At 69.2% G+C, this 20,090-nt stretch carries 21 protein-coding genes and 2 pseudogenes; 11 read left to right on the plus strand and 12 right to left on the minus strand.

Going from position 1 to position 20,090, the window contains the following annotated elements; translation table 11 throughout:
• Positions 1-12 precede the first annotated feature (12 nt).
• The 4 genes from A5789_RS28160 to A5789_RS28175 all read left to right on the plus strand — a co-directional run bounded on the left by A5789_RS28160 (position 13) and on the right by A5789_RS28175 (position 3,609).
• Positions 13-1,689 carry an AMP-binding protein gene (locus A5789_RS28160; protein WP_064901393.1) on the plus strand — a complete coding sequence of 559 codons (1,677 nt, stop codon included), beginning with the start codon at positions 13-15 and terminating at the stop codon, positions 1,687-1,689.
• Between the two features lie 134 nt (positions 1,690-1,823).
• Positions 1,824-2,435, plus strand: a complete 612-nt coding sequence (locus tag A5789_RS28165; RefSeq protein ID WP_063012756.1) for a hypothetical protein — start codon at positions 1,824-1,826, stop codon at positions 2,433-2,435.
• Positions 2,436-2,519: 84 nt separating this feature from the next.
• Positions 2,520-2,942: a hypothetical protein gene (locus A5789_RS28170; protein ID WP_030513772.1), complete on the plus strand. Its 423-nt coding sequence runs from the start codon at positions 2,520-2,522 to the stop codon at positions 2,940-2,942.
• Positions 2,943-2,949: 7 nt separating this feature from the next.
• Positions 2,950-3,609 carry a GAP family protein gene (locus A5789_RS28175; RefSeq protein WP_064901301.1) on the plus strand — a complete coding sequence of 220 codons (660 nt, stop codon included), beginning with the start codon at positions 2,950-2,952 and terminating at the stop codon, positions 3,607-3,609.
• Between the two features lie 4 nt (positions 3,610-3,613).
• Here A5789_RS28175 and A5789_RS28180 read toward each other — a convergent pair whose 3' ends face one another.
• A complete protein-coding gene (locus tag A5789_RS28180; protein WP_030513774.1) occupies positions 3,614-3,838 on the minus strand; it encodes a lipopolysaccharide assembly protein LapA domain-containing protein in 225 nt (74 codons plus the stop codon).
• A gap of 259 nt (positions 3,839-4,097) precedes the next feature.
• Here A5789_RS28180 and A5789_RS28185 point away from each other — a divergent pair.
• Positions 4,098-5,992: pseudogene (locus A5789_RS28185) on the plus strand (alkyl/aryl-sulfatase).
• A gap of 30 nt (positions 5,993-6,022) precedes the next feature.
• Here A5789_RS28185 and A5789_RS28190 read toward each other — a convergent pair.
• The 7 genes from A5789_RS28190 to A5789_RS28220 all read right to left on the minus strand — a co-directional run bounded on the left by A5789_RS28190 (position 6,023) and on the right by A5789_RS28220 (position 11,990).
• Positions 6,023-7,489 (minus strand): FAD-dependent oxidoreductase, encoded by a 1,467-nt coding sequence (locus A5789_RS28190; RefSeq protein WP_064901299.1) that lies wholly within the window; start codon positions 7,487-7,489, stop codon positions 6,023-6,025.
• Between the two features lie 212 nt (positions 7,490-7,701).
• The gene (locus A5789_RS28195; protein ID WP_063012752.1) at positions 7,702-7,932 is read right to left on the minus strand and encodes a ferredoxin; all 231 of its coding nucleotides are present in this window, start codon (positions 7,930-7,932) and stop codon (positions 7,702-7,704) included.
• Positions 7,929-9,167: an NADH-ubiquinone oxidoreductase-F iron-sulfur binding region domain-containing protein gene (locus tag A5789_RS28200; RefSeq protein WP_064901297.1), complete on the minus strand. Its 1,239-nt coding sequence runs from the start codon at positions 9,165-9,167 to the stop codon at positions 7,929-7,931. Before A5789_RS28200 ends, A5789_RS28195 begins: the two co-directional genes overlap by 4 nt.
• Positions 9,164-9,733, minus strand: a complete 570-nt coding sequence (locus tag A5789_RS28205; RefSeq protein ID WP_064901295.1) for a ferric reductase-like transmembrane domain-containing protein — start codon at positions 9,731-9,733, stop codon at positions 9,164-9,166. The genes A5789_RS28200 and A5789_RS28205 overlap by 4 nt, the downstream gene beginning before the upstream one ends.
• On the minus strand, positions 9,730-10,656 hold the full coding sequence (locus tag A5789_RS28210; protein WP_063012746.1) for an FAD:protein FMN transferase: 927 nt from the start codon (positions 10,654-10,656) through the stop codon (positions 9,730-9,732). Before A5789_RS28210 ends, A5789_RS28205 begins: the two co-directional genes overlap by 4 nt.
• Positions 10,653-10,919 carry a hypothetical protein gene (locus A5789_RS28215; protein WP_155525519.1) on the minus strand — a complete coding sequence of 89 codons (267 nt, stop codon included), beginning with the start codon at positions 10,917-10,919 and terminating at the stop codon, positions 10,653-10,655. Before A5789_RS28215 ends, A5789_RS28210 begins: the two co-directional genes overlap by 4 nt.
• 132 nt (positions 10,920-11,051) lie before the next feature.
• Entirely contained in the window at positions 11,052-11,990 is a 939-nt protein-coding gene (locus A5789_RS28220) for a GlxA family transcriptional regulator (protein ID WP_063012742.1), read from the minus strand.
• Positions 11,991-12,190: 200 nt separating this feature from the next.
• Between A5789_RS28220 and A5789_RS28225 the strand changes: the two genes are divergently transcribed.
• The 5 genes from A5789_RS28225 (at position 12,191) to A5789_RS28245 (ending at position 15,268) form a co-directional block, all read left to right on the plus strand.
• A complete protein-coding gene (locus tag A5789_RS28225; RefSeq protein WP_064901291.1) occupies positions 12,191-12,883 on the plus strand; it encodes a DJ-1/PfpI family protein in 693 nt (230 codons plus the stop codon).
• Positions 12,884-12,926: 43 nt separating this feature from the next.
• Positions 12,927-13,244 carry a hypothetical protein gene (locus A5789_RS28230; protein WP_064901290.1) on the plus strand — a complete coding sequence of 106 codons (318 nt, stop codon included), beginning with the start codon at positions 12,927-12,929 and terminating at the stop codon, positions 13,242-13,244.
• Positions 13,241-13,690 carry a hypothetical protein gene (locus A5789_RS28235; RefSeq protein WP_064901288.1) on the plus strand — a complete coding sequence of 150 codons (450 nt, stop codon included), beginning with the start codon at positions 13,241-13,243 and terminating at the stop codon, positions 13,688-13,690. The genes A5789_RS28230 and A5789_RS28235 overlap by 4 nt, the downstream gene beginning before the upstream one ends.
• Positions 13,691-13,773: 83 nt before the next feature.
• On the plus strand, positions 13,774-14,256 hold the full coding sequence (locus A5789_RS28240) for a hypothetical protein (protein WP_064901286.1): 483 nt from the start codon (positions 13,774-13,776) through the stop codon (positions 14,254-14,256).
• A gap of 226 nt (positions 14,257-14,482) precedes the next feature.
• Positions 14,483-15,268 carry a hypothetical protein gene (locus tag A5789_RS28245; protein ID WP_155525520.1) on the plus strand — a complete coding sequence of 262 codons (786 nt, stop codon included), beginning with the start codon at positions 14,483-14,485 and terminating at the stop codon, positions 15,266-15,268.
• Positions 15,269-15,314: 46 nt separating this feature from the next.
• Here A5789_RS28245 and A5789_RS28250 read toward each other — a convergent pair whose 3' ends face one another.
• On the minus strand, positions 15,315-16,193 hold the full coding sequence (locus A5789_RS28250) for an SAM-dependent methyltransferase (RefSeq protein WP_064901282.1): 879 nt from the start codon (positions 16,191-16,193) through the stop codon (positions 15,315-15,317).
• Between the two features lie 116 nt (positions 16,194-16,309).
• Entirely contained in the window at positions 16,310-17,242 is a 933-nt protein-coding gene (locus tag A5789_RS28255; protein WP_064901281.1) for an SDR family NAD(P)-dependent oxidoreductase, read from the minus strand.
• Between the two features lie 103 nt (positions 17,243-17,345).
• On the opposite strand from A5789_RS28255, the gene A5789_RS28260 reads away from it, so the two are divergent.
• Positions 17,346-18,191 (plus strand): helix-turn-helix transcriptional regulator, encoded by an 846-nt coding sequence (locus A5789_RS28260; RefSeq protein ID WP_064901279.1) that lies wholly within the window; start codon positions 17,346-17,348, stop codon positions 18,189-18,191.
• A 25-nt stretch (positions 18,192-18,216) separates the two neighbouring features.
• Here the strand turns inward: A5789_RS28260 and arsB are convergent.
• Together arsB and A5789_RS28275 are read right to left on the minus strand one after the other, a co-directional pair.
• Positions 18,217-19,711, minus strand: a pseudogene (gene arsB / locus A5789_RS28270) (ACR3 family arsenite efflux transporter).
• On the minus strand, positions 19,708-20,088 hold the full coding sequence (locus A5789_RS28275) for a metalloregulator ArsR/SmtB family transcription factor (RefSeq protein ID WP_082941008.1): 381 nt from the start codon (positions 20,086-20,088) through the stop codon (positions 19,708-19,710). The pseudogene arsB and the gene A5789_RS28275 overlap by 4 nt, the downstream one beginning before the upstream one ends.
• Positions 20,089-20,090: the final 2 nt, after the last annotated feature.

Below are 20,090 nucleotides of genomic sequence, written 5' to 3' on the forward strand. Positions count from 1 at the left end.
GGCGATACGGAAATGACTGAACTCTCCCATGCGACCGCGGACGTGCGCCGCACGGATATCGCGACCATGCTGCTCGACCGGCTCGGAGACGAGCGGCTCGGACTGCGCACCCGCGATCGGGATTGGACCTGGGACGCGGTGGTCCGGGAATCGGCCGCCCGTGCGGAGCTGGCGCGCTCCCTGCGCCGCGACGGGCCCTTCCATATCGGGGTGCTGCTGGACAATGTTCCCGACTTCGTGTTCTGGCTGGGTGCGGCGGCCTTGGCGGGCGCCACGGTCGCCGGCCTGAATCCCACCCGCGGAGACGCTCAGCTGGCCTCGGATATCCGATACGTCGATTGCCAGTTGATCGTCACCGACGCGGCCGGGATGGCGCGACTGCGCGAACTGGATCTCGACCTTCCCGGCGACCGGTATCTGCAGGTCGACGACCCCGGTTATGCCGCGCTCGTCGACGCCCATCGCGGCGAACCGGTGGCCGCGGGCGGCCCGGACGCGCTGATGCTGTTGCTGTTCACCTCCGGCACCACCGGAACCTCGAAAGCGGTGAAATGCAGTCAGCGCCGCCTGGCCATGATCGCGTACGCGGCGCGGGACAAATTCGGTCACGTGCGCGACGATGTCGACTACTGCTGTATGCCGCTGTTCCACGGCAATGCCATCATGGCGTTGTGGGCGCCCGCGCTGACGGTCGGCGCGACGGTATGTCTCACACCGAAATTCTCTGCCTCCCAATTCCTTCCCGATGTTCGATATTTCGGCGCGACCTTCTTCACCTACGTCGGCAAGGCGCTCGGATATCTGCTCGTCACCCCCGAATCACCGCAGGACGGCGACAACAGTCTGGTGCGCGGTTTCGGTACCGAGGCGTCGGTGGCCGATCAGGCCGAATTCCGGCGCCGGTTCGGCGCCGAATTGTTCGAGGGCTACGGTTCCAGTGAGGGCGCGACGTTGGCGGCGCTGGATCCGAATGCCCCGCCCGCCGCCCTCGGCCGTCCCGCGCATGCCGGTGTCGCGGTGGTGAATCCGGATACGCTGCGCGAATGTGTGCGTGCGGAACTCGACGAATACGGCCGGGTCCGCAATCCCGACGAGGCGATCGGCGAGATGATCGACAAAGCCGGCGCGTTGGCATTCGAGGGCTATTACAAGAACGACGCCGCCGATGCCGAACGCATTCGCAACGGCTGGTACTGGACCGGAGATCTCGGCTACATCGATACCGAGGGATTCCTGTATTTCGCGGGCCGCAAGGGCGATTGGATTCGCGTCGACGGTGAGAACACCTCCGCCCTGATGATCGAACAGGTCCTGCGCCGCCATCCCGCGATCGTCGCCGCCGCCGTGTTCGGCGTCCCCGACCCGCGATCCGGTGACCAGGTCATGGCCGCCGTGGAGGTCGCCGACCCGGATTCGTTCGATGTGCGCGTATTCGCCGAATTCCTTACCGCGCAAAGGGATCTCGGCGCGAAGGGTACCCCGCGACTGCTTCGGGTGTCGGCGAATTTGCCGGTCACCGGGTCCAACAAGGTTCTCAAGCGCCGACTGCAGGAGCAGGCGTGGCGCACCGACGATGCCGTCTATCGCTGGATCGGCCGCGGCGAACCCGCGTACGACCGCATGAGGCCGGCGGACAAGCAGGCGTGGGAGGCCGAATTCGCGACCTACGGCCGGGAGCGCATGCTGTAGCGGCACGAGGCCCGGCAGCGGGCCCGCGGGTGCCGGAATTCCCTCGCACGTTCCCCGTGCTCGCCGGTAACTGGCCGGTTACTGTGAAGCTGCGGCATCGTCGCGCACGCGGTTCACGGTCGAAAGGGGTCGTGATGAACGGCATCGTGGTTGCGCTCGTCGGGGCTCTGCTCTGCTTCTACGGCATCAGATCGGTGCATCTGGGGATCCTGGCGATCGGATTCGGCATCGGGTGGCTGGTCGCGGATCTGTTCAATCCGTCGTTTCTGTGGTTGCTGCTGTTCGGAGCGATCGGCGCGCTCTCCTCGTGGGTGGTGACCTCGCTGGTCTTCCGTTTCGCGTCGTATGTCATCGGCGGGCTGACCGGCGCGATGGTCGGCGCCAAACTGGCGTCGGTGCTGCAACCGGGAGACAAGAACTGGGCGCTGAGCATGATCGTGATCCTGGCGGTCGGCGTGGCCGGCGGTTTCCTCGCCGACCGATTCCGGGCCCGGGCACTGCTGTGGCTGACCTCGATCGGCGGCGCGAGCATGGTGCTGAGCGGGATCGGTCGCACGAACGATCATCTGTCGTTCCTGCGGGCGCCGGATTCCACCTGGGAACAGATCTTCTCGGCGCTGGCCTGGATCGCGCTCTCGGCGGCGGGCTGGATCGTGCAGCGCCATCTGTTCGCCGAGAAACTCGGTATCGACCATCTCGCCGGTCGGCACAAGAACGACGGCGGCGCGGTCGCCACCGGGAAGTAGCTCGCACTTCATCCGATTCGGGTGAGGTGAGCCGGGTTCACCTGCGCGACAGTCATCGGCAACCCTGCTCGGAAGGAGTCGGAGATGACAACCTCGTCGCAGCACCGGGCGCCGGCCCACAGCCACCCCGTGCGGCAGGGCTTCGCCGCCGGTACCTCGATCGGCGCCGCGATCCTGCTCGTCACGGTCGGCATTCTGTCGATCCTGCAAGGGATTTCGGCCGTGGCCGACGACACCCTGTTCGTGGCCGGGCCCGATTACGTCTACAAGGTCGACCTCACCACGTGGGGCTGGGTCCACATCGGACTCGGGATCGTGCTCGTGGTGTGTGCGCTGGGCCTGATGACCGGAACCGCGTGGGGCCGCGGTGCGGCGATCGGCATCGCGGCCCTGTCGATCATCGCGAATTTCCTGTGGTTGCCCTGGTATCCGTGGTGGTCGCTGACCGTGATCGCCCTCGACATCGTCGTCATCTGGGCCGTCGCCACCTGGCGCCCGCAGATGTGATGCGCAGATGGGCGCTGTCATCGGCGATCTGCTGCCCCTGGCGGTCGGTGTCGCGATCTCGCCGATCCCGATCGTGGCCGCCATCCTGATCATTCTCTCGGCGAATGCCGCGCGGGCCGGGACCGGCTTCGCGATCGGCTGGCTCCTCGGGATCGTCGTCGTCACCACGATCTTCGTGTTGTTGTCGGGAACGATGTCGGATTCGGAAAACGAGCATCCGTCGACGGTGACCGCGTGGATCAAGATCGTGCTGGGCATCGTGCTGCTGGGTCTGGCCGCGAGGCAGTGGCGGTCTCGCTCGGAAACCGACGTTCCCGGGTGGATGCGTGCGATCGACACGTTGAGCGCGGTGGGCGCGGTCGGTCTGGGCGCGATGCTCTCGGCGGTGAATCCGAAGAATCTGCTGTTGTGCATCTCGGCCGGGGTGGCCATCGGCACGAGTGGGATCGGCGGTGGCCGGCAGGTGATCGCGGTGGTGGTGTTCACCGTGATCGCGGCGGCCAGTGTGCTGGCGGTGGTGATCGGATATCTGGTCGCCGCCGATCGGCTCCGGGAACCGCTCGACAGCGCCCGGCGATGGTTGCAGGCCGACAACCACGTCGTGATGGCGATCGTGCTGCTGGTGATGGGTGCCGTCGTCCTGGGAAAGGGAATCGGCGGACTCTGACCGGTCAGCGCCGGCTGCGCCGGGTGAGCAGGCCTGCGACCCAGCCGACGAGGAACATGATCAGCAGCACCAGCCACATCGGCGACCGGATGGTGACGGTGAGGATGTTGATGTCGACGCGATGATGGTTCTGCGCGACGAAGATGACGGTCAGCACCGCCAGCACGATCGCCACCCACTGCCGCGCCGAAATGCGTGACAGCAGGGAAGGTTTCGCGGCCCGATCCATAGCGTCCTCCTGGTACTCGTCGGTGACACGATTGCCGAGGCGGCAGCGCCGCATGCCGTCGAGCCGATGATCTCGGGTGCGAGGCGTGCGGGCTTCACCCGTAGGAGGTGATCTCCGCTCGGACCGGTGCGTGCATCGGGCGATGCGGCCGCAGCAGTCATGCTCACCCGTCTCGGGTGAGGTGATTTCCCGACGCCGCTGGCAGGGTCGCAGGCGAGTCGACACAACCACAGCCTTCGTGCGGATTGGGGTGCGTGCCATGAGCGGCCAGGGCGACGTTTCCGGCAATGTGCGGACACAGAACGAGGAGGCGACCCGGGCGCTGCCCTTCGGGGACGATCAGGATTTCGCGGACGCGCGGCGCGGGTTCATCGCGGCGCTGGAACCCGGAGTGGTCGAGAATGCGGCGGGCGATGTGGTGTGGGACAGCGACGGATACTCCTTTCTCGACGCGGAATGCCCGCCCACCGTGCATCCCAGCCTGTGGCGGCAGTCGAAATTGTGTGCCATTCAGGGTTTGTTCGAGGTGACCGAGGGGATCTATCAGATTCGCGGGCTCGATCTGTCGAATATGACCGTGGTCGAGGGCGATACCGGTGTCATCGTGATCGATCCGTTGATCTCGCTGGAAACCGCCGCCGCGGGCCTCGCGCTCTATCGCACTCATCGCGGTGACCGGCCGGTGACGGGGGTGATCTATTCGCATTCGCATATCGATCACTTCGGCGGCGTCAAAGGCGTGACCACGGCGGACGATGTCGCGACGGGCCGCTGCCCGATTCTGGCGCCGGCGGGATTCGTGGAACATGCGGTCGAGGAGAACGTCTACGCCGGCACCGCCATGGGCCGGCGCGCCGCCTATATGTACGGCGCGGCCCTGGCGCGCGGCCCGAAGGGCGCGGTCGGCGCCGGTTTGGGGCCGACGACCTCGACCGGAACCCCGACCCTGATCCCACCCACGATCGACATCACCCACACCGGGCAGACCGAGGTCGTCGATGGTGTGCGCATCGAATTCCAGATGACTCCGGGCACCGAGGCGCCGTCGGAGATGAATTTCTATTTTCCCGACCGGCGTGCATTGTGTATGGCGGAGAACGCGACGCACACCTTGCACAATCTGCTGACGTTGCGCGGAGCCCTGGTGCGCGATCCGCATGTGTGGTCGAAATATCTGACGGAGTCGATCAATCGCTATGCTGCGCGGGCGGATGTGCTGTTCGCCTCGCACCACTGGCCGACGTGGGGCACCGAGAACCTCACGGAATTCCTTGCGCTGCAACGTGATCTGTACGGATATCTGCACGACCAGACATTGCGCGCATTGAACAAGGGCGCCATCGGTATCGAAATCGCCGAAACCATCGCATTGCCCCCGGCCGTCGCCGCGGCCTGGCATGCGCGCGGATACTACGGTTCGGTCAGCCACAACGTGAAGGCGATATACCAGCGCTACATGGGATGGTTCGAAGGTAATCCGGCCACCCTGTGGGAGCATCCGCCGACCGAATCGGCGAAGCGGCACGTCGACTACATGGGCGGTGCCGAGCAGGTGCTGAACAAGGCGCGCGACTCGTTCGCCGCCGGCGATTTCCGTTGGGTCGCACAGGTTCTGAACTACGTGATCTTCGCCGCACCGGACAACCGCGAGGCGCGGGAGCTGCAGGCCGACACGTTCGAACAACTCGGCTACGGCGCGGAGAACGGTACCTGGCGAACTTCTTCCTGATGGGCGCCTACGAATTGCGCCACGGATCGGTCGGTACACCGACCGCCTCGGACGCACCCGACATCGCGGCCGCGCTCACGGTGGAACAGCTTTTCGACGCCATCGCGCTGCGGATCGACGGTCCCAAGGCCTGGTCGGCCGCCATCACCATCGACTGGAACGTCTCCGACCGGAATCTCGTGCACCGCACCCAGCTGCGCAACGGCGTCCTCGTCCACTTCGACGCGAGCACGGATATGCCCACCCCGGACGCCACATTCACCCTGTCCGACGCCGATCTGCACGCGGCCCTGCTCGGTGCGAAGGATATGCGGCAGCTGATCGCCGACGGCGCGGTCACCGTCGAGGGCGACGTGTCGAAGCTGATCGAACTGGTCGGATATCTCGACGCGCCCGACCCCGACTTCGCCATCGTGACGCCCTAGGGCGGTGAGGGGTCCGGCGTAGCCGGACCGTCACAGCTGTTCGAGATCGCGAGTTGCCGGTCCCTCCAGAAGTTTTCCGTCGTGGGTGAATCGCGAGCCGTGCAGCGGGCAATCCCACGAACGCTCGGCGTCGTTCCAGTTGAGGATGCCGTGCAGGTGTGGGCAGATCGGTGAGACGGCCGAAGTGATGCCGTCGACGGTGCAGACTCCGGCGGGCCGGATTCCGCGGCGCTCCACCCTGCCCTCGCCCTCGGCGGGGGTGTCGCCACCGCCGAAGGCCGCGCTCAGCCAGCCGGTCGTCAGATGCCGTGCGACTTGGAGATTCATCGACGCGGCCTTCACCAGCCCGGTCACTTCGCTGCCGCGCCAGGTGCGATACGCCTGCGCCCACGGCTGATGGCCGCCGAGCACGGTGCCGGCCAGCGCGAGGCCCGCCGCCACCGCATTGGTCATTCCCCATTTCGCGTAGCCGCTGGCGACGAGGATGTGATCGCTGCCCGGCAGCAGCGGTCCGGCGTAGGGCAGTTCGTCGATGGCCGAATAGTCCTGGGCCGACCAGCGGTGGGTCAGCTCGGCGTCGGGAAAGTGGGTGCGCGTCCAGGTGTACATGTCGGCGACGTGCGCCTTCTCCGAGCGGGTGCGGCCGACGACGTGCCCGCTGCCGCCGACGAGCAGCAGATCCTCCCCGTCGTGCGGGGCGTACCGCAGCGACCGCGTGGGCTGGTCGGCGGACAGGTACATGTCGTGCGGGAATACGCCGGGCACCCGGAACGCGGCCGCGTAGGAGCGGTGCGGCTCCAGTCGCGCGAAGTACCCGCCGCGGTCGAGAATCGGTGTGCCCGTGGCCAGCACGACGGTTCCGGCGCGGATATCGCCGCGGTCGGTCGACACCGTATCGCCGTGGACGGCGTGCACGCGGGTGTGTTCGAAGATCGTCGCACCGTGCCGGCAGGCCTGCAGGGTCAGTCCCTCGAGGACGTCCATCGGATCGAACTGCGCCTGGTCCGCCAGTCGCACGGCGCCGTAGGTGGGGAACGGCAGGGCGGTGTCGTCGGACCACGCGACGTCGAGACCGGCTCGCTCACAGGCGCGAAATTCCTTGCGCACCGAGTCGGTTCCGGCTTCGGTACCGGCGTAGGTGATCGCGTCGGCGCGCTGGGTGGCGATGTCGTTCTCGGCGCAGAACCGCAGCAGCCATTGCTGGCCCTCCAGATTCGCGTCGACGTATTTGCGCACCGTGGCCGTCGAATGCTTCGCGGTGATCGCCGAGAGGTGGGTGCCCTGCAGCAAGCTGAGCTTGCCGGTGGTGTTGCCGGTCGCGGCCGCGCCGATCGTGCGGCCCTCGAGGACCGCGACCGTGCTCCCGGCGCGCGCGAAGAGCAACGCGGTCACCAGACCGGTGAGCCCGGCGCCGACGACCACAACGTCGTACTCCCCGCCGGGATCCGGAGTCACCGGGACCGAGACGGGCGTTCGATCGAGCCACAGAGATGTCACCGAACCAGCCTCCTGTCGTTCCGCGCGCCTCGTCACCGCAGGTAGCCCTCTTTGTCCGGCGGCTCCGTCGGACCCGACCGGTGATTGTGGATCGTGCGGTACAGCACCACCGCCGCGACCAGGACTACCAAACCGGCGATCACCAGTAATTCAATACCGAGCCCTTACCCGGGATGGTCGTCTTCAACCCGGGTCATCGGATCCGCCGCAGCTCACCCGATCCGCCGCAGCGACAGGGCCAGACGCGGGCACAGGCTCACCGCGTCGCGGGCCGCGGCGGCCGCACCGCTGTCGAGGACCGGATCGCGGTGGTCGCGGGTGAGCGGAAAGCCCCAGTCGTCGCGGGCGATGGCATGGGGCAGCAGTTCGCTGCACAGGCCGCGGCCGTCGCAGCGAGTCCAATCGATGTGCAGGCGCCAGGTGGGGCGATCGGGTGCGGTCACAGCGCGGCTCCCCGGGAACGGGCACGGCAGGAACCGTGCCGGTGGCGGGCGATTTCCTCGGCGAAGACGGCCAGGGCCGAACGTGCCAGGCGTGCGGTCCCGTCGGGGTGGTGGCAGGCGCCGCGACCGTCGACCAGATCGGCGATGCGGGCGACGTCTTGGGGCCGGGTGCGGCCGCGGGCCGCCAGATCGCCGACGGTGCGGGCCAGCTGCGGTAATCCGTTCCGGCACGGCCCGCACTGTCCGGCGCTCTGGGCGGCGAGGTACGCGATGATGTCCGCGGTGACCCGCAGCCCGCATTCGTCGTGGCGGAGTACGCGTACAACCCCGGCGCCGGGCGATGCGTGCCGGTGTCGCAGGGCGTTTCGGGACATTGCCGCGCCGGCCAGTGCGCTGCCCGGCAGCCAGGTGCCGTGGTATCCGCCGATCAGCACCGCCTGGACCTGGGCCGGATCGGTGCGCCCGAACCGCTGGATCAATTCGATCAGGCCGGTGCCGATCGGGATCTCCACGACGCCGGATGCGGTGGTGCCGGACAGGGTGACCAGCATGGTGCCGGGTTCGTCGGGGGTTCCGGCAGAGCGGAACCAGGCCGGGCCGAATCGGGCCAGCAGTGCCAGATGCGCGAGCGTCTCCACGTTCTGCACCAGCGTCGGGCGGCCGTTCAGCCCGGATCGAGAGGTGCTGACCGGCTTGTCCCGCGGTATCGGTGCGCGACCGGCCAGCCGCTCCAGAACCGCGCTCTTCTCCCCGGCCAGGAAGCCGTCGGCGGCCGGGGTGAGATCCACGCGCCGCGTGTCGTAGCCGGTGGACTGCCGCTCGGTGAGGGCGTGCCGAATCGGGTCGAGCAGCCGCTCCGGTGCGTACAGGTGGCATCGCCGCGCCCCCACGGCGGCGGCCGCCACGGACAGTCCGTCGAGCACCAGATGCGGTGCGCGCCAGAGCAATACCGCGTCCTTGTCGCTGGCCGGCTCGCCCTCGGCGCCGTTGGCGACCACGACGGCGCCCCGGCCGTCGGCCACCGCCGCGAGTTTGCGCGCCACCGGGAAGCCCGCGCCCCCGCGACCGGTGAGACCGGCAGCAGCCACCACGTCGATGAACTCGCTGCCGACCGCGCGGGCGGGGCCGTAGCACGCCGCATGCGCGGAAAGGCTGGAATCGCCGGCCGCCAGCAATCGGTCGGTGTCGGCCGGGGCGGGTGGAGTCGCGGGATTTCCGGTCAGTGTCGCCGTCATCGCCGGCTCCTTTCGGGGACTGTGGTGAATTCGGTGAAACCGCGGCTGAACCGCCAGACGCCGGCGGTGGCGACGACGAGAACGCACGCGCCGACGAGGACGAGCATCCAGATCCGGTCGACGTCACTTCCCGATCCGAGCGTGTGGATCAGGGCCACCGGCCACAGTGCGTACACCGACCAGTGCACCAGGCGGAAGACGGTGGGGCCCAGCCGATGTCGCAGCAGCGCGGTGATCACGACGACGGCCATCAGGTCGACGGCCAGGGTGCCGAAACCCACCCACAGCGGCCGATAGCCGCCGGTGAACGGCACCACCACCGTCAGCAGCCGCAACTGGGCGTACGGATCGAGGAGCATCGCCAGCACGTGCAGCGCGACGAATGCCGTCGCCGACAGTGCCGCGCCGCGGTGGAATTCGGCGAGGCCGGCGCGGGGAAGCAGGACGGCCCGCCCGGAGCGCGCGGCGATCCCGGCGACGGCCGCGACGGTCAGCAGAATCAGTGCCGTGATCCCGCCGGCCCGGCCGAACGCCCACAATGCCTGGTCGAACGCAGAGGTATTCATCGAATTCCGTCCGGCTCGTCAGGCCAGCCGCCGAGGGTGAGGACTCGCCCGTGCCGGTCCACCAGCCGGGCCGGCAGCCCGGCGGAACGCAGCCACGGCAGTGCCGCACGCCCGCGCACGACCGCGGCGGTGGCGGCCGCATTGGCCGCGAGGCAGGAGTCGGCGGCCACCGACACCGTGCGCCAGACCGGCTCCGCGGCACACCCGGTGCGGGGATCGAGGATGTGGTGCAGCGGCCGTCCCCCGCGAATCCAGCGCCGTCGCACCGTACTCGAGGTGGCGATCGCCGCACCCGCGGGCAGTCGGACGAGGGCGGCGGGCTGGGTCGCATCGTCCTGGACGAGCACCTGCCAGTGCCCGTCGGGAGCGGGCCCGGCGGTGGCGATGTCGCCGCCCAGGCTCACCAGTACGCCGCAGTCGAGTTCCTCGGCAACCGTGCGCGCACACCGGTCGGCGGCCAGTGCCTTCGCCGTCGCGCCGAAGTCGAGCCGCACGCCGGCGGGCAGCGTCACCGACCGCGGCGACCGGATCACCTGCGACCAGTCGGGTCGCCGGGTGACGCTCAGCGGGACGACCGCCGGCCCGGCGGTGATCTGCGTGAAATCGCGGTCGTAGCCGAGGTTGTCGAGGTCGGCGCCGACCGTCGGATCGACGTCGCCGTCGGTGTCGCGAGCGACGGTCAGGGCCGCGTCGAGATATTCGTCGAACAACGCGCTGACGGTGACCGGGCGGCCGGGCGTCAGCATGCCGATTTCGGAATCGGCGCGAAAACGGTTGCAGGCGTTGTCGACTCGATCCAGGTGAGCGTCGACGAGGCGGCGCGCCCCGGCCAGGGCGGCCGGATCGGTGACGACGAGGCGAGCGGTGGTGCTCCACAGCTCCCATTCGGCTGCGGCGGTCTCCGCCGCGTGTGTCGAGGTCATGAGCCGCTCGAACGCGCGTGCGCGGTGCCCTGGCCGGGGCTCAGCTGGGGCACGGTGCCCGCGGTGCCGGAGGACTGATCGGTGCTCGCGCTGCCGGTGCTCGCGCTGCCGGTGTTGTCGGTGATGCTGGTGTTGGTGGTCGCGGCGGACTGGTTGTCGGCGTATGCGACGACCGCCGCCGTCGTGGTGCCGACGGCGCCGACGGCCAGGAGTACCCCGGCCGCTGTCCGGCCCACGCGGCGGTTCGGATGTGACGTTCCCATATCGGTCACCTGCTCGTTCGGTGCTGTGCCGACGCGCGTCGGCCCTCTCTGAAAGGCCAGCATGCGGACCGAGGCTGGGTGTGAGCTGTGCGTGAGCAATGAGTTGCCGGGGCGGCGACCGTGAGCTGAAGATCAGCTGAAGCTGCGGCGATAGCTGTGCGGACTGACTCCGGTGGTGCGTTTGAACCGCTCGCGGAAGGCGGTGGGCGAACCGAATCCGACCTGGGCGCCGATGCGTTCGACCGAATGGGTGGTGGATTCCAGCAGATGCTGGGCGCGGCGGATGCGGGCGCGATGCAGCCACTGCAGGGGCGTGGTGCCGGTGTGCTCGCGGAAGCGGCGAAGGAGGGTGCGGGTGCTGACTCCGGCGCGCGCGGCGATCTCGTCGAGGGTCACGTCGGCCGCGAGGTTGGTCTCGAGCCAGTTCAGCAGCGGCTCGAGATCGGAGCCGCGCGGCGTGGGCGCGAAGCCGTGGACGATGAATTGGGCTTGTCCGCCTTCGCGTTCCAACGGCATCACCGAGAGCCGGGCGGTGTCCGCGGCCACCGCCGAACCGTAGTCGCGGCGGATCATGTGCAGGCACAGGTCCAGGGCCGCGGCGGCGCCGGCCGAGGTGAGGATCTGGCCGTTGTCGACGTAGAGCACATCCGGGTCCACCTCGATCGCCGGATACGCGGCCGCCAGCTCGGCGGCGGCGATCCAGTGCGTGGTGGCGCGCAGCCCGTCGAGCAGTCCGGTGGCGGCGAGCGGGAAGGTGCCCGAGCAGATCGAGGCGATGCGCGTGCCGTGCGCGGCCGCGCTACGCAGCGCGTCCCGGACGGCGGGCGAAATCGGTGCGGCCGGGTTCGCGGTGCCGGGCACCATGATGGTGTCGGCGTCCTCGAGTCCGGCCAGCCCCCAGGGAGCACGCAAGCTGAAGGCACCGGCGTCGACCTCGGGTTGTTCCGCGCAGACCCGGACCTGATAGCCGGGGCGGCCGTCGGGCAGCCGGGTCCGGGTGAAGGCCTCGATCGGGGCGGCGAGGTCGAACGAGACGACCCCTTCCAGGGCGAGGACGGCGACGGTGTGCATGGCCGGAACATACCTCGTCGCCACCTGTGATGTTCGCCATGATGCTCCGGACATCGCCCTCTTCTCCCAGGTGATAGCGACTTTTTCGAGGTATGTCGTTTTCCCGTCGAAACCTGTCGAAAACGCCACTGGGAACCGCGTACCCTCCCGAATACCGTCAGGCCGTGCCCGGGCGGCCGGGCGGATTCGAAGGGATTCCCATGCATGCTCAGATCGTCCTGTTCGACGGGTTCGATCCGCTGGACGTCATCGCCCCCTACGAGGTGCTCTATGCCGGCGGGACCGCATCCGACGGTGCCGTGAGCGTCGAACTGGTCTCGGCGGAAGGGCCGCGGGAGGTGGTGAGTGGCACCGGCGGCCTGACCTTGCGCGCCACCGCGGCGCTCGATCCGGCGCGGCCCGGTGTGGTGCTGGTCCCCGGTGCCTCGGGCCGTATCGGCGAGCCGGGGGAGATGCCGGATCAGGATGCCGGGGCCGCCGGCGAGTGGCGTCGCGACGAATCGATCCCGGTTCTGCTCGGCCGCACGCTGACCACCGGACTGCCCGAGCTGCTCCGCGCGGCGATGGCGAATCCGCGGATCACGGTCGCCGCCGTCTGCGGCGGGTCGTTGATTCTCGCCATGGCCGGGCTGGTGGAGGGGCGTCCGGCGACCACCCATCATCTGGGACTGGATCTGCTCGAGGCAACGGGCGTGGAGGCCGTGGACGCGCGAGTGGTCGACGACGGCGATCTCGTCACCGGCGCCGGCGTCACCTCCGGGCTCGACCTCGGGCTCCATCTGCTCGAACGCGAGGTCGGGCCGCGCATCGCGCACGCGGTCGAGCGGCTGTTCGCGCACGAACGCCGCGGCATCGTCTGGCGTCGCCAGGGCCCCGTTCCCGTCACCGTCTGATCCGACCTGCTCACCCACGACACATCCGAGGAACAACTGCGTCATGTCCGCCGAAGGCATTTGGGATCTGTCCATCTCCACCCCGATCGGCAGGATTGCCGTCGAACTCGATATCCATCGCGAGAACGGCACCCTCGCCGGCACGGCAAGCGGTGCGGGCGAACGGGTTTCGCTGCACGACATCGTGCTCGACGGTGATCGGCTCACCTGGAATCAGGCCGTCAGGAAACCGATGCGCCTGAATCTCGCCTTCGCGGTGACCGTCGAGGGCGACGCGCTCACCGGCACCGCCAAGGCGGGACGCCTGCCCGCGTCGAAGGTCACCGGCGTGCGCCGCGGTGGAGCGGAGCACATCCGGTGACGAAAGTGCTGCTGTCGCTGCATGTTCTGGCCGCGGTGATCGCGATCGGCCCGGTTGCCGTCGCTGCCAGTATGTTTCCCCCAGCCCTGCGCCGGGCCGCCGGATCGGCCGACATGAACGCGAATCTTCAAGTACTGCACCGCATTTGCCGGGTATACGCGGCCGTCGGGCTCGCGGTTCCGATCTTCGGGCTGGCCACCGGCGCCGCCCTGGGTGTACTCGGCACGGGATGGCTGATCACGTCGATCGCCCTCACCGCTGCCGCCGCCGCGATCCTGGGCACGATGATCCTGCCCGACCAACGCGCCGCGCTCACGACCGTGGCAGCCGGCCGCGTCGATGCCACGGCCGCGCGCCTGGCCATGTCGGCCGGAATCTTCAACCTGCTGTGGGCGATCGTCGCGGTGCTGATGGTCGTACGCCCGGGATCGACCACTGGCGTCTGAATTATCGGCGTGTCCGGTCGCGACACGACGACGATCGCGCCGGGGTCGGTGCATTGCGGCGCCGCCCGGAATACCGTGGACGTATGCGCGCTGTCGTCCATCTGGTGCTGTTCGCCTGTGGGGTCGTGATGGCGGTCGGAGCGTTCGGGCCGTTCGTCGGAGTTGTGCAGGCCCGCCACATCCGGCTCGTCGATATCCGCGACGGCTTCGCGACCGGAATCCCGCTGGACGGGGTGCAGGCCCAGGCGACGCAGCTGCGCGCGTCCTACACGGTGGTGTTGCTGCTCGTCGCTCTGGTGATGCTGTTGGCGGGGCTGTTCGGCTCGCGCCTCCTGGGATGGCTGGCGGTGCTGGCCGGAATCGCGGCGATCGCGGTACCGGCTTGGCGATTGGATCAGCGGTTCGACAGACAGCTGCGCGACGACTACCAGCATCTGCTCACCGGCACGTGGGGGTTGTACCTGTTCGGCGGTGCGGTGGTGGTCGCCGTCCTCGCGCTGCTCGTGCCCGGTGAGCGTCCCCGGCGCCGGGCGGTCGCGGCCGCGGGGCAGAAGCCGGCCCGCTAGGCGTTCATCGCAACCTCACTGCTCGCTCACAGGTAGCTGTGGAGCTGCGCGGGCTGAATAGGCACCGTGACTACATCACTCCTCGAGAATTCGCCGGTGGTACCGCCCGAGCCCGCGAAACCCGGCGCCGCTCCCGGATTCGGCGGCAGAGCCGTCGAGCGGGCCGGTCTGGCGGCACACGGCTTTCGGCCGATTCGGCACGGCCGCACTGCTGGTGGTGACGGGCGTGTGGAGTGTCGTTCTGCTGCACCGCAACAGCGGCTGGTATCCGGAGCTGCGCTGGACGATCGCGGTGGTGACGATCGCCGCAGCGGTCGTACTGGTGTTGCCCCGGACCTACGCCGTGTCTCGCCGACTCGCCGCCGTCGTCCTGACGATCGGGCTGATCGGTGCTCTGGCGGGCGGTGCGGCCTACTCGTTCGCGACCGTCGCCACCGCGCACTCCGGCGGCGGACCGACCGTCGGCCCGGCGCAGGCCGGCGGGCGTGGCGACTTCGGTCGGACGCGTCCGGATCCGCAGCTCTCGGCGATGCTGAAGGCGACGACCGCGACCTGGGCGGCGGCGACCAACGGTTCGTCCGCGGCCGCCGCGCTCGAACTGGAAAGCGGCAGGCCTGTGATGGCGATCGGCGGGTTCTCCGGCAGTGACCCGGTGCCGACGTCGGCGCAGTTCCAGGCCGACGTGAAGGACGGGAAGATCGCCTACTACGTCGTTCAGGCCGACGGTCGCAACCAAGGTCCGGCGGATGTGCGGGAGCAGGCCGCGCCCGGCGACCGGAATCCGGGCACGACCGGGCGCGCCGAGGGTGCGACCACGAGCCGGGGCCGGGAGCAGACGGCACCGGGAAGCACGCCGGGGCAGCCGCAGCCGGACACCACCGAGAACAGCGGCGGCCCGGGCGGTTTCGGCCGCAATCAGCATGCCGACATCACCGCCTGGGTCACCGCCACCTTCCCGGCTCAGCACCTCGGCAACGTCACGGTGTACAACCTGAGCGGATACCGGGGGTAGGAGTGCGACAGCGGCTCGGTGGGCGAATCCGATTGCCGCACACGGCTCACGGCCGGGTGACGGTCGCCAGATTGATCAGTGACTGCTGGCGGCCGTCGGGGCCCGCCGGGGTGTGGCCGAGGCTGCGAATGTAGTCGGGAAGGTAGACGCGCTCACCGCTCCATCCGCGGTCGGTGAACCAGGCGGTGGCCTCGCTGCGCGGCTCGTTGTAGATCAACTTCACCCATTCCGAGCCGGATGCTCCGTCTGCTGCCAGGGCTTCGGCGGCCTCGGCGGGCAGGGGATCCATCTGTTCGACGGCGGCCCGGCTGCCGGGTGCGCTGAGCGAGTGAACCGTATCGAACAGCCGGTCCTGGGCGGCGGGTGTGAGGTAGATCAGCAGCCCCTCGATCAACCACGCGGTCGGCCGGTCGGAGTCGAAGCCGCTGTCGCGCAGGGCTTTCGGCCAATCGCCGCGCAGATCGACCGCCACCTCCCGGCGATCCGCGATCGGTTCGCGCCCGGCCTGCGCGAGCGTCGCGCGCTTGTACTCGAGTACCCGCGGCCGATCCAGTTCGTAGACGGTGCAGCCCGCCAGCCACGGCAGTCGATAGGCGCGTGCGTCCAGGCCCGCCGCGAGCACCACCACCTGCCGGATTCCCGACGACACCGCGGCCTCCAGGTAGTCGTCGAAATAGCGGGTGCGGAAGAGCTGATGCTGCTGGAACGGGATGCCGAAATCGGTTGTCAGCAAGGGATGTTCAGGCAGTCGTCCCGCCATCAGATCCGCCCACTCGCCGCCCGCGGCCGAGACGAACAGCTCGGCGAGCGGGTCCCGAGCCGGAGCGTCGTCCGCGCGGCCGCCCAGGGCGCGAGCGGCCGCGACGAACAATGCCGTGGATCCGACACAGGTGTTGATATCCCAGGAATCCTCGTCGGTACGCATGACGGCCAACCTACCGACCGGGGTGCGGCCCGGCAGGTACCCGCGCCGCGCCCGTGTGAATCCGCCATGAAACCCCTGCCACCACGTGTTTCCCGCCATCGAGCGGGGATTGCCGCCTATGCCCGCACGCGCTCGAGCAGCTCGGTGGTCGCCTCCCACAGGCGGCGCTCGCGGTCACGGTCGTGGGCGACCGGCTGCACCTCGGTGAGCGCGGTCTTCACCACGAAGGCGCCGTCGCGCAAGTGTGCCCACTTCTCGTCGAGGGCCATCGAGGCCAGGAGCGGTCCCGAGCGTTGCGGGGTCGAGACGCCGGGGAGCCGGCCGATAGCGCGGCCGATCGCTTGCACCGGCGCAGGAGCGCCGCGGCCGAGCGCGGTACCCGGCATCCAGCCCGGTTCGAAGACCGAGACGTTGATTTCGGGGCCGGCGTGGCGCTGCAGTTCGTGGGCGTAGTACAGAATCGCCAGCTTGGCGTTGGAGTACGCGACCCCCGATGCGGTCATGCCCGGCGCCCGCTCGCCGGTGGCCGGGCGAGCGAGATCGAGCGGATCGGCCCATTCGGCCTCGGCGACATGGAGCAGCCTGCGCCAGAAGTTGGCGTGATAGGTGTTCGAACCGAGCAGAACGATCCGCGCCGGGGCGGTGAACACGTCGAGTAGATCGCCGATGAGCTGGGCGTGGGCGAGGTAGTTGACGGCGAAGGTCGTCTCGTAACCGTCGGGCGTGGCTTGCCGGGTGTCGGCGGACATGATGCCGGCATTGGCGATCAGTGCGCGCAGTGATCGCACGGCACCGGAGGAGAGAAGTTCGCGCACGGTCGTCGCGGCGGCGCGGACATCGGTGAGATCGGCCAGATCGCAACCGATTTCGCGGACCCCGGCGCCGCGCGCACGGGCCTCGTCGGCGATCGCGGTCAGATCCGGCCCGGCGCGGCCGACCAGAAGGAGGTCGGGAGGTTGTCCGACCGGGCGGCCGGCCATCGCCAGCGTGGTGGCGCGGCCCAGGTTGCGGGTCGGGCCGGTGATGAGAACAGTTCCGGTTTCGGTCATGTCCCCAGCGTGCCGACCGGGCCGGGCCGTAGGCAGTCGTCCGGTTGTCGTAGGACTGCCAGGGCCAGGACAAGCCGGCGCGCGCTCGCGCAGACTGGAGTACGTGGAAGCGTGGGAATTCGGCCGGACGGTGCGCCGCTGGCGCGACCGGGTGGCGCCCGAGGCCGTCGGCGTGCCTGCGGGGTCCCGGCGCCGGGCCGCAGGATTGCGCCGGGAGGAACTGGCCGCGCTCGCCGGCATCTCCGCCGACTACCTCACCCGCCTGGAACAGGGGCGCGCGACCGCGCCGTCGGCGCAGGTGGTGGAGGCACTGGCCCGGGCGCTGCGCCTGACGGATGCCGAACGTGACCTGCTCTACCGGTTGGCCGGGCATGCCGCACCGGGCCCGGACGTCGTGCCCTCGCGGATCACCGCGAGCGTGCAACGACTGCTCGACCGGTTGTCGCACACGCCGGTCGTCGTCTACGACGCGAGCTGGACGCTGGTGATGGCCAACGCGCCGTACAACGCGCTGATGGGCGACACCACCGCGTGGCGCGGCGTGGAGCGCAATGCGGTGTGGCGCAACATCACTCGCATGCCGACCCGGGTCGTGCACTCCGAGCGGGAGCAGGCGGAGCACGAAGCCCGGCTCGTGGCCGACCTGCGCCTGACCGCCTCCCGCTATCCCGCCGACCGCACCCTGCGGCGCCTCATCACCGACCTCGGCGCGGCGGGTTCGACGTTCACCGACCTCTGGAACTCCGAGACGCCACCGCCCGCGCCGGACCCGTCGAGGCGGAAGACGATCGACCACCCGGCGGTCGGCCTGATCACCCTCGACTGCGACACCCTGATCGTCACTCTCGACGATCTGCGCATTTCCGTCTACACCGCCGAGCCCGGTACCGAGGACGCCGCCCGTCTCGACCTGGCGATCGTGCTGGGCACGCAATCGCTGGCACCGTGAGCACCCCGGTCGCGGGCGCGTGGCCTCACGACGTCGGCACGAGTTCGGCGATCAGTTGTTCCACGCGAGAACGGATTTCGTCGCGGATGCGCCGCACGGCCGCGATGTCTCGCCCGGCCGGGTCGTCCAGTTGCCAGTCGCGGTAGTCGACACCGGGGAAGTACGGGCAGGTGTCGCCGCAGCCCATGGTGATGACGATGTCGCTGAGGCGGACGGTGCCGGCGTCAGGACGGCCGGGGTGCCGGCGGTGATATCGATGCCGACTTCGCGCATGGCCTGCGCCGCCACCGGGTTGATGCGGTCGGCGGGTTCGGTGCCGGCGGAGCGGACGTCGATGCGGTCACCGGCGAGGTGGGTGAGAAAGCCCTGGGCCATCTGGGATCGTCCGGCGTTGTGCACGCACACGAACAGAACGCTTGGTTTCATTGTCGCGCAGGGCCTTTCGCGGGTGTGGGAGCGTCGGAGGAGGCCGGGAACCGGTGACGCAGGGCAAGGGAGACGTAGACGAGGCCGACGAGAACCGGGACTTCGATCAGCGGGCCGACGACGCCGGCGAGAGCCTGGCCGGAGGCGGCGCCGTAGGTGGCGATCGCGACCGCGATGGCGAGTTCGAAGTTGTTGCCCGCCGCGGTGAAGGCGAGGGTGGTGGTGCGTGCGTAACTGAGGCCGGCCACCCACCCGAAGAGGTAGCCGCCACCCCACATGATCGCGAAGTACGCCAGCAGCGGTACCGCGATCCGCGCGACGTCCCAGGGCCGGGCGGTGATGTGGTTGCCTTGCAGGGCGAACGGGATCACGATCGTGAACAGCAATCCGTACAGCGCCCACGGGCCGATCCGCGGCAGCAGCCGCCCCTCGTACCACTGCCGGCCGCGCGCCCGCTCGCCCAGCTGCCGCGTGAGATAGCCGGCGATGAGCGGGATGCCGAGGAAGATCAGCACCGATTTCGCGATCTGCCACGGCGAGGTGTCGATCGTGGTTCGCTCGAGCCCCAGCCATCCGGGCAGGATCGAGAGATAGAACCAGCCGAGGGCGGCGAACATGACGACCTGGAAGATCGAATTCAACGCCACCAGCACGGCGGCCGCTTCGCGGTCGCCACAGGCCAGATCGTTCCAGATGATCACCATCGCGATACATCGGGCGAGGCCGACGATGATGAGCCCGGTCCGGTACTCGGGCAAATCCGGCAGCAGCAGCCACGCGAGGGTGAACATCAGCGCGGGCCCGGCCACCCAGTTCAGCAGCAGCGAGGCGAGCAGCATGCGCCGGTCGCCGGTGACGGTGCCGAGCCGGTCGTAGCGGACCTTCGCCAGCACCGGATACATCATGATCAGCAGGCCGATCGCGATGGGCAGCGAGATTCCGTCGACCTGCACCGCCGACAGGGTGTCACCCAGTCCGGGAACGAGGCGCCCGAGCAGCAGCCCCGCGGCCATCGCCACGCCGATCCAGACCGGCAGGAAGCGGTCGAGAATCGACAGCTTGGCGACGACCGCGGTCTCTTCGGTCGTGGTCACGTGTGCACTCCCAGCCCGGCCTGATCGGCGAGCAGATCCGAAAGGCGCTGCAGCGCTTCGGGAATCACCCGGTAGTACACCCAGGAGGCGCGGCGCTCACTGGTGACCAGACCGGCCTCGCGCAGCACCTTCAGGTGATGGGAGACGGTGGGCTGGGTGACGTCGAGGCCGTCGGAGACGTCGCAGACACATGCTTCCCCGCCGGCGCGCGCCGCGATGGCCGACAACACCCGCAAACGGACGGGGTCGGCGAGTGCCTTGAACATCGCCGCGAGGTCGTGGGCCGCTTCGGCGCCCACGACCGGCAGCAACCGGGGTGTGGTCACACAGCCTGCCGGTGCGGCCGCGTCCGTCGCGGACGACTCCTGATTAGACATCC

The organism is Nocardia sp. 852002-51101_SCH5132738, from assembly GCF_001665695.1.
Taxonomy (GTDB): domain Bacteria; phylum Actinomycetota; class Actinomycetes; order Mycobacteriales; family Mycobacteriaceae; genus Nocardia; species Nocardia nova.

What these genes read in the sequence shown, in the direction of transcription:
- A5789_RS28170 (WP_030513772.1), top strand. Translation starts at nt 2,520, where the DNA reads ATGACAACCTCGTCGCAGCACCGGGCGCCGGCCCACAGCCACCCCGTG.
- A5789_RS28180 (WP_030513774.1), bottom strand. Translation starts at nt 3,838, where the DNA reads ATGGATCGGGCCGCGAAACCTTCCCTGCTGTCACGCATTTCGGCGCGG.
- A5789_RS28255 (WP_064901281.1), bottom strand. Translation starts at nt 17,242, where the DNA reads ATGACCGAAACCGGAACTGTTCTCATCACCGGCCCGACCCGCAACCTG.
- A5789_RS28240 (WP_064901286.1), top strand. Translation starts at nt 13,774, where the DNA reads ATGCGCGCTGTCGTCCATCTGGTGCTGTTCGCCTGTGGGGTCGTGATG.
- A5789_RS28230 (WP_064901290.1), top strand. Translation starts at nt 12,927, where the DNA reads ATGTCCGCCGAAGGCATTTGGGATCTGTCCATCTCCACCCCGATCGGC.
- A5789_RS28220 (WP_063012742.1), bottom strand. Translation starts at nt 11,990, where the DNA reads ATGCACACCGTCGCCGTCCTCGCCCTGGAAGGGGTCGTCTCGTTCGAC.
- A5789_RS28200 (WP_064901297.1), bottom strand. Translation starts at nt 9,167, where the DNA reads ATGACGGCGACACTGACCGGAAATCCCGCGACTCCACCCGCCCCGGCC.
- A5789_RS28215 (WP_155525519.1), bottom strand. Translation starts at nt 10,919, where the DNA reads ATGGGAACGTCACATCCGAACCGCCGCGTGGGCCGGACAGCGGCCGGG.
- A5789_RS28225 (WP_064901291.1), top strand. Translation starts at nt 12,191, where the DNA reads ATGCATGCTCAGATCGTCCTGTTCGACGGGTTCGATCCGCTGGACGTC.
- A5789_RS28175 (WP_064901301.1), top strand. Translation starts at nt 2,950, where the DNA reads ATGGGCGCTGTCATCGGCGATCTGCTGCCCCTGGCGGTCGGTGTCGCG.
- A5789_RS28250 (WP_064901282.1), bottom strand. Translation starts at nt 16,193, where the DNA reads ATGCGTACCGACGAGGATTCCTGGGATATCAACACCTGTGTCGGATCC.
- A5789_RS28165 (WP_063012756.1), top strand. Translation starts at nt 1,824, where the DNA reads ATGAACGGCATCGTGGTTGCGCTCGTCGGGGCTCTGCTCTGCTTCTAC.
- A5789_RS28160 (WP_064901393.1), top strand. Translation starts at nt 13, where the DNA reads ATGACTGAACTCTCCCATGCGACCGCGGACGTGCGCCGCACGGATATC.
- A5789_RS28275 (WP_082941008.1), bottom strand. Translation starts at nt 20,088, where the DNA reads ATGTCTAATCAGGAGTCGTCCGCGACGGACGCGGCCGCACCGGCAGGC.
- A5789_RS28210 (WP_063012746.1), bottom strand. Translation starts at nt 10,656, where the DNA reads ATGACCTCGACACACGCGGCGGAGACCGCCGCAGCCGAATGGGAGCTG.
- A5789_RS28205 (WP_064901295.1), bottom strand. Translation starts at nt 9,733, where the DNA reads ATGAATACCTCTGCGTTCGACCAGGCATTGTGGGCGTTCGGCCGGGCC.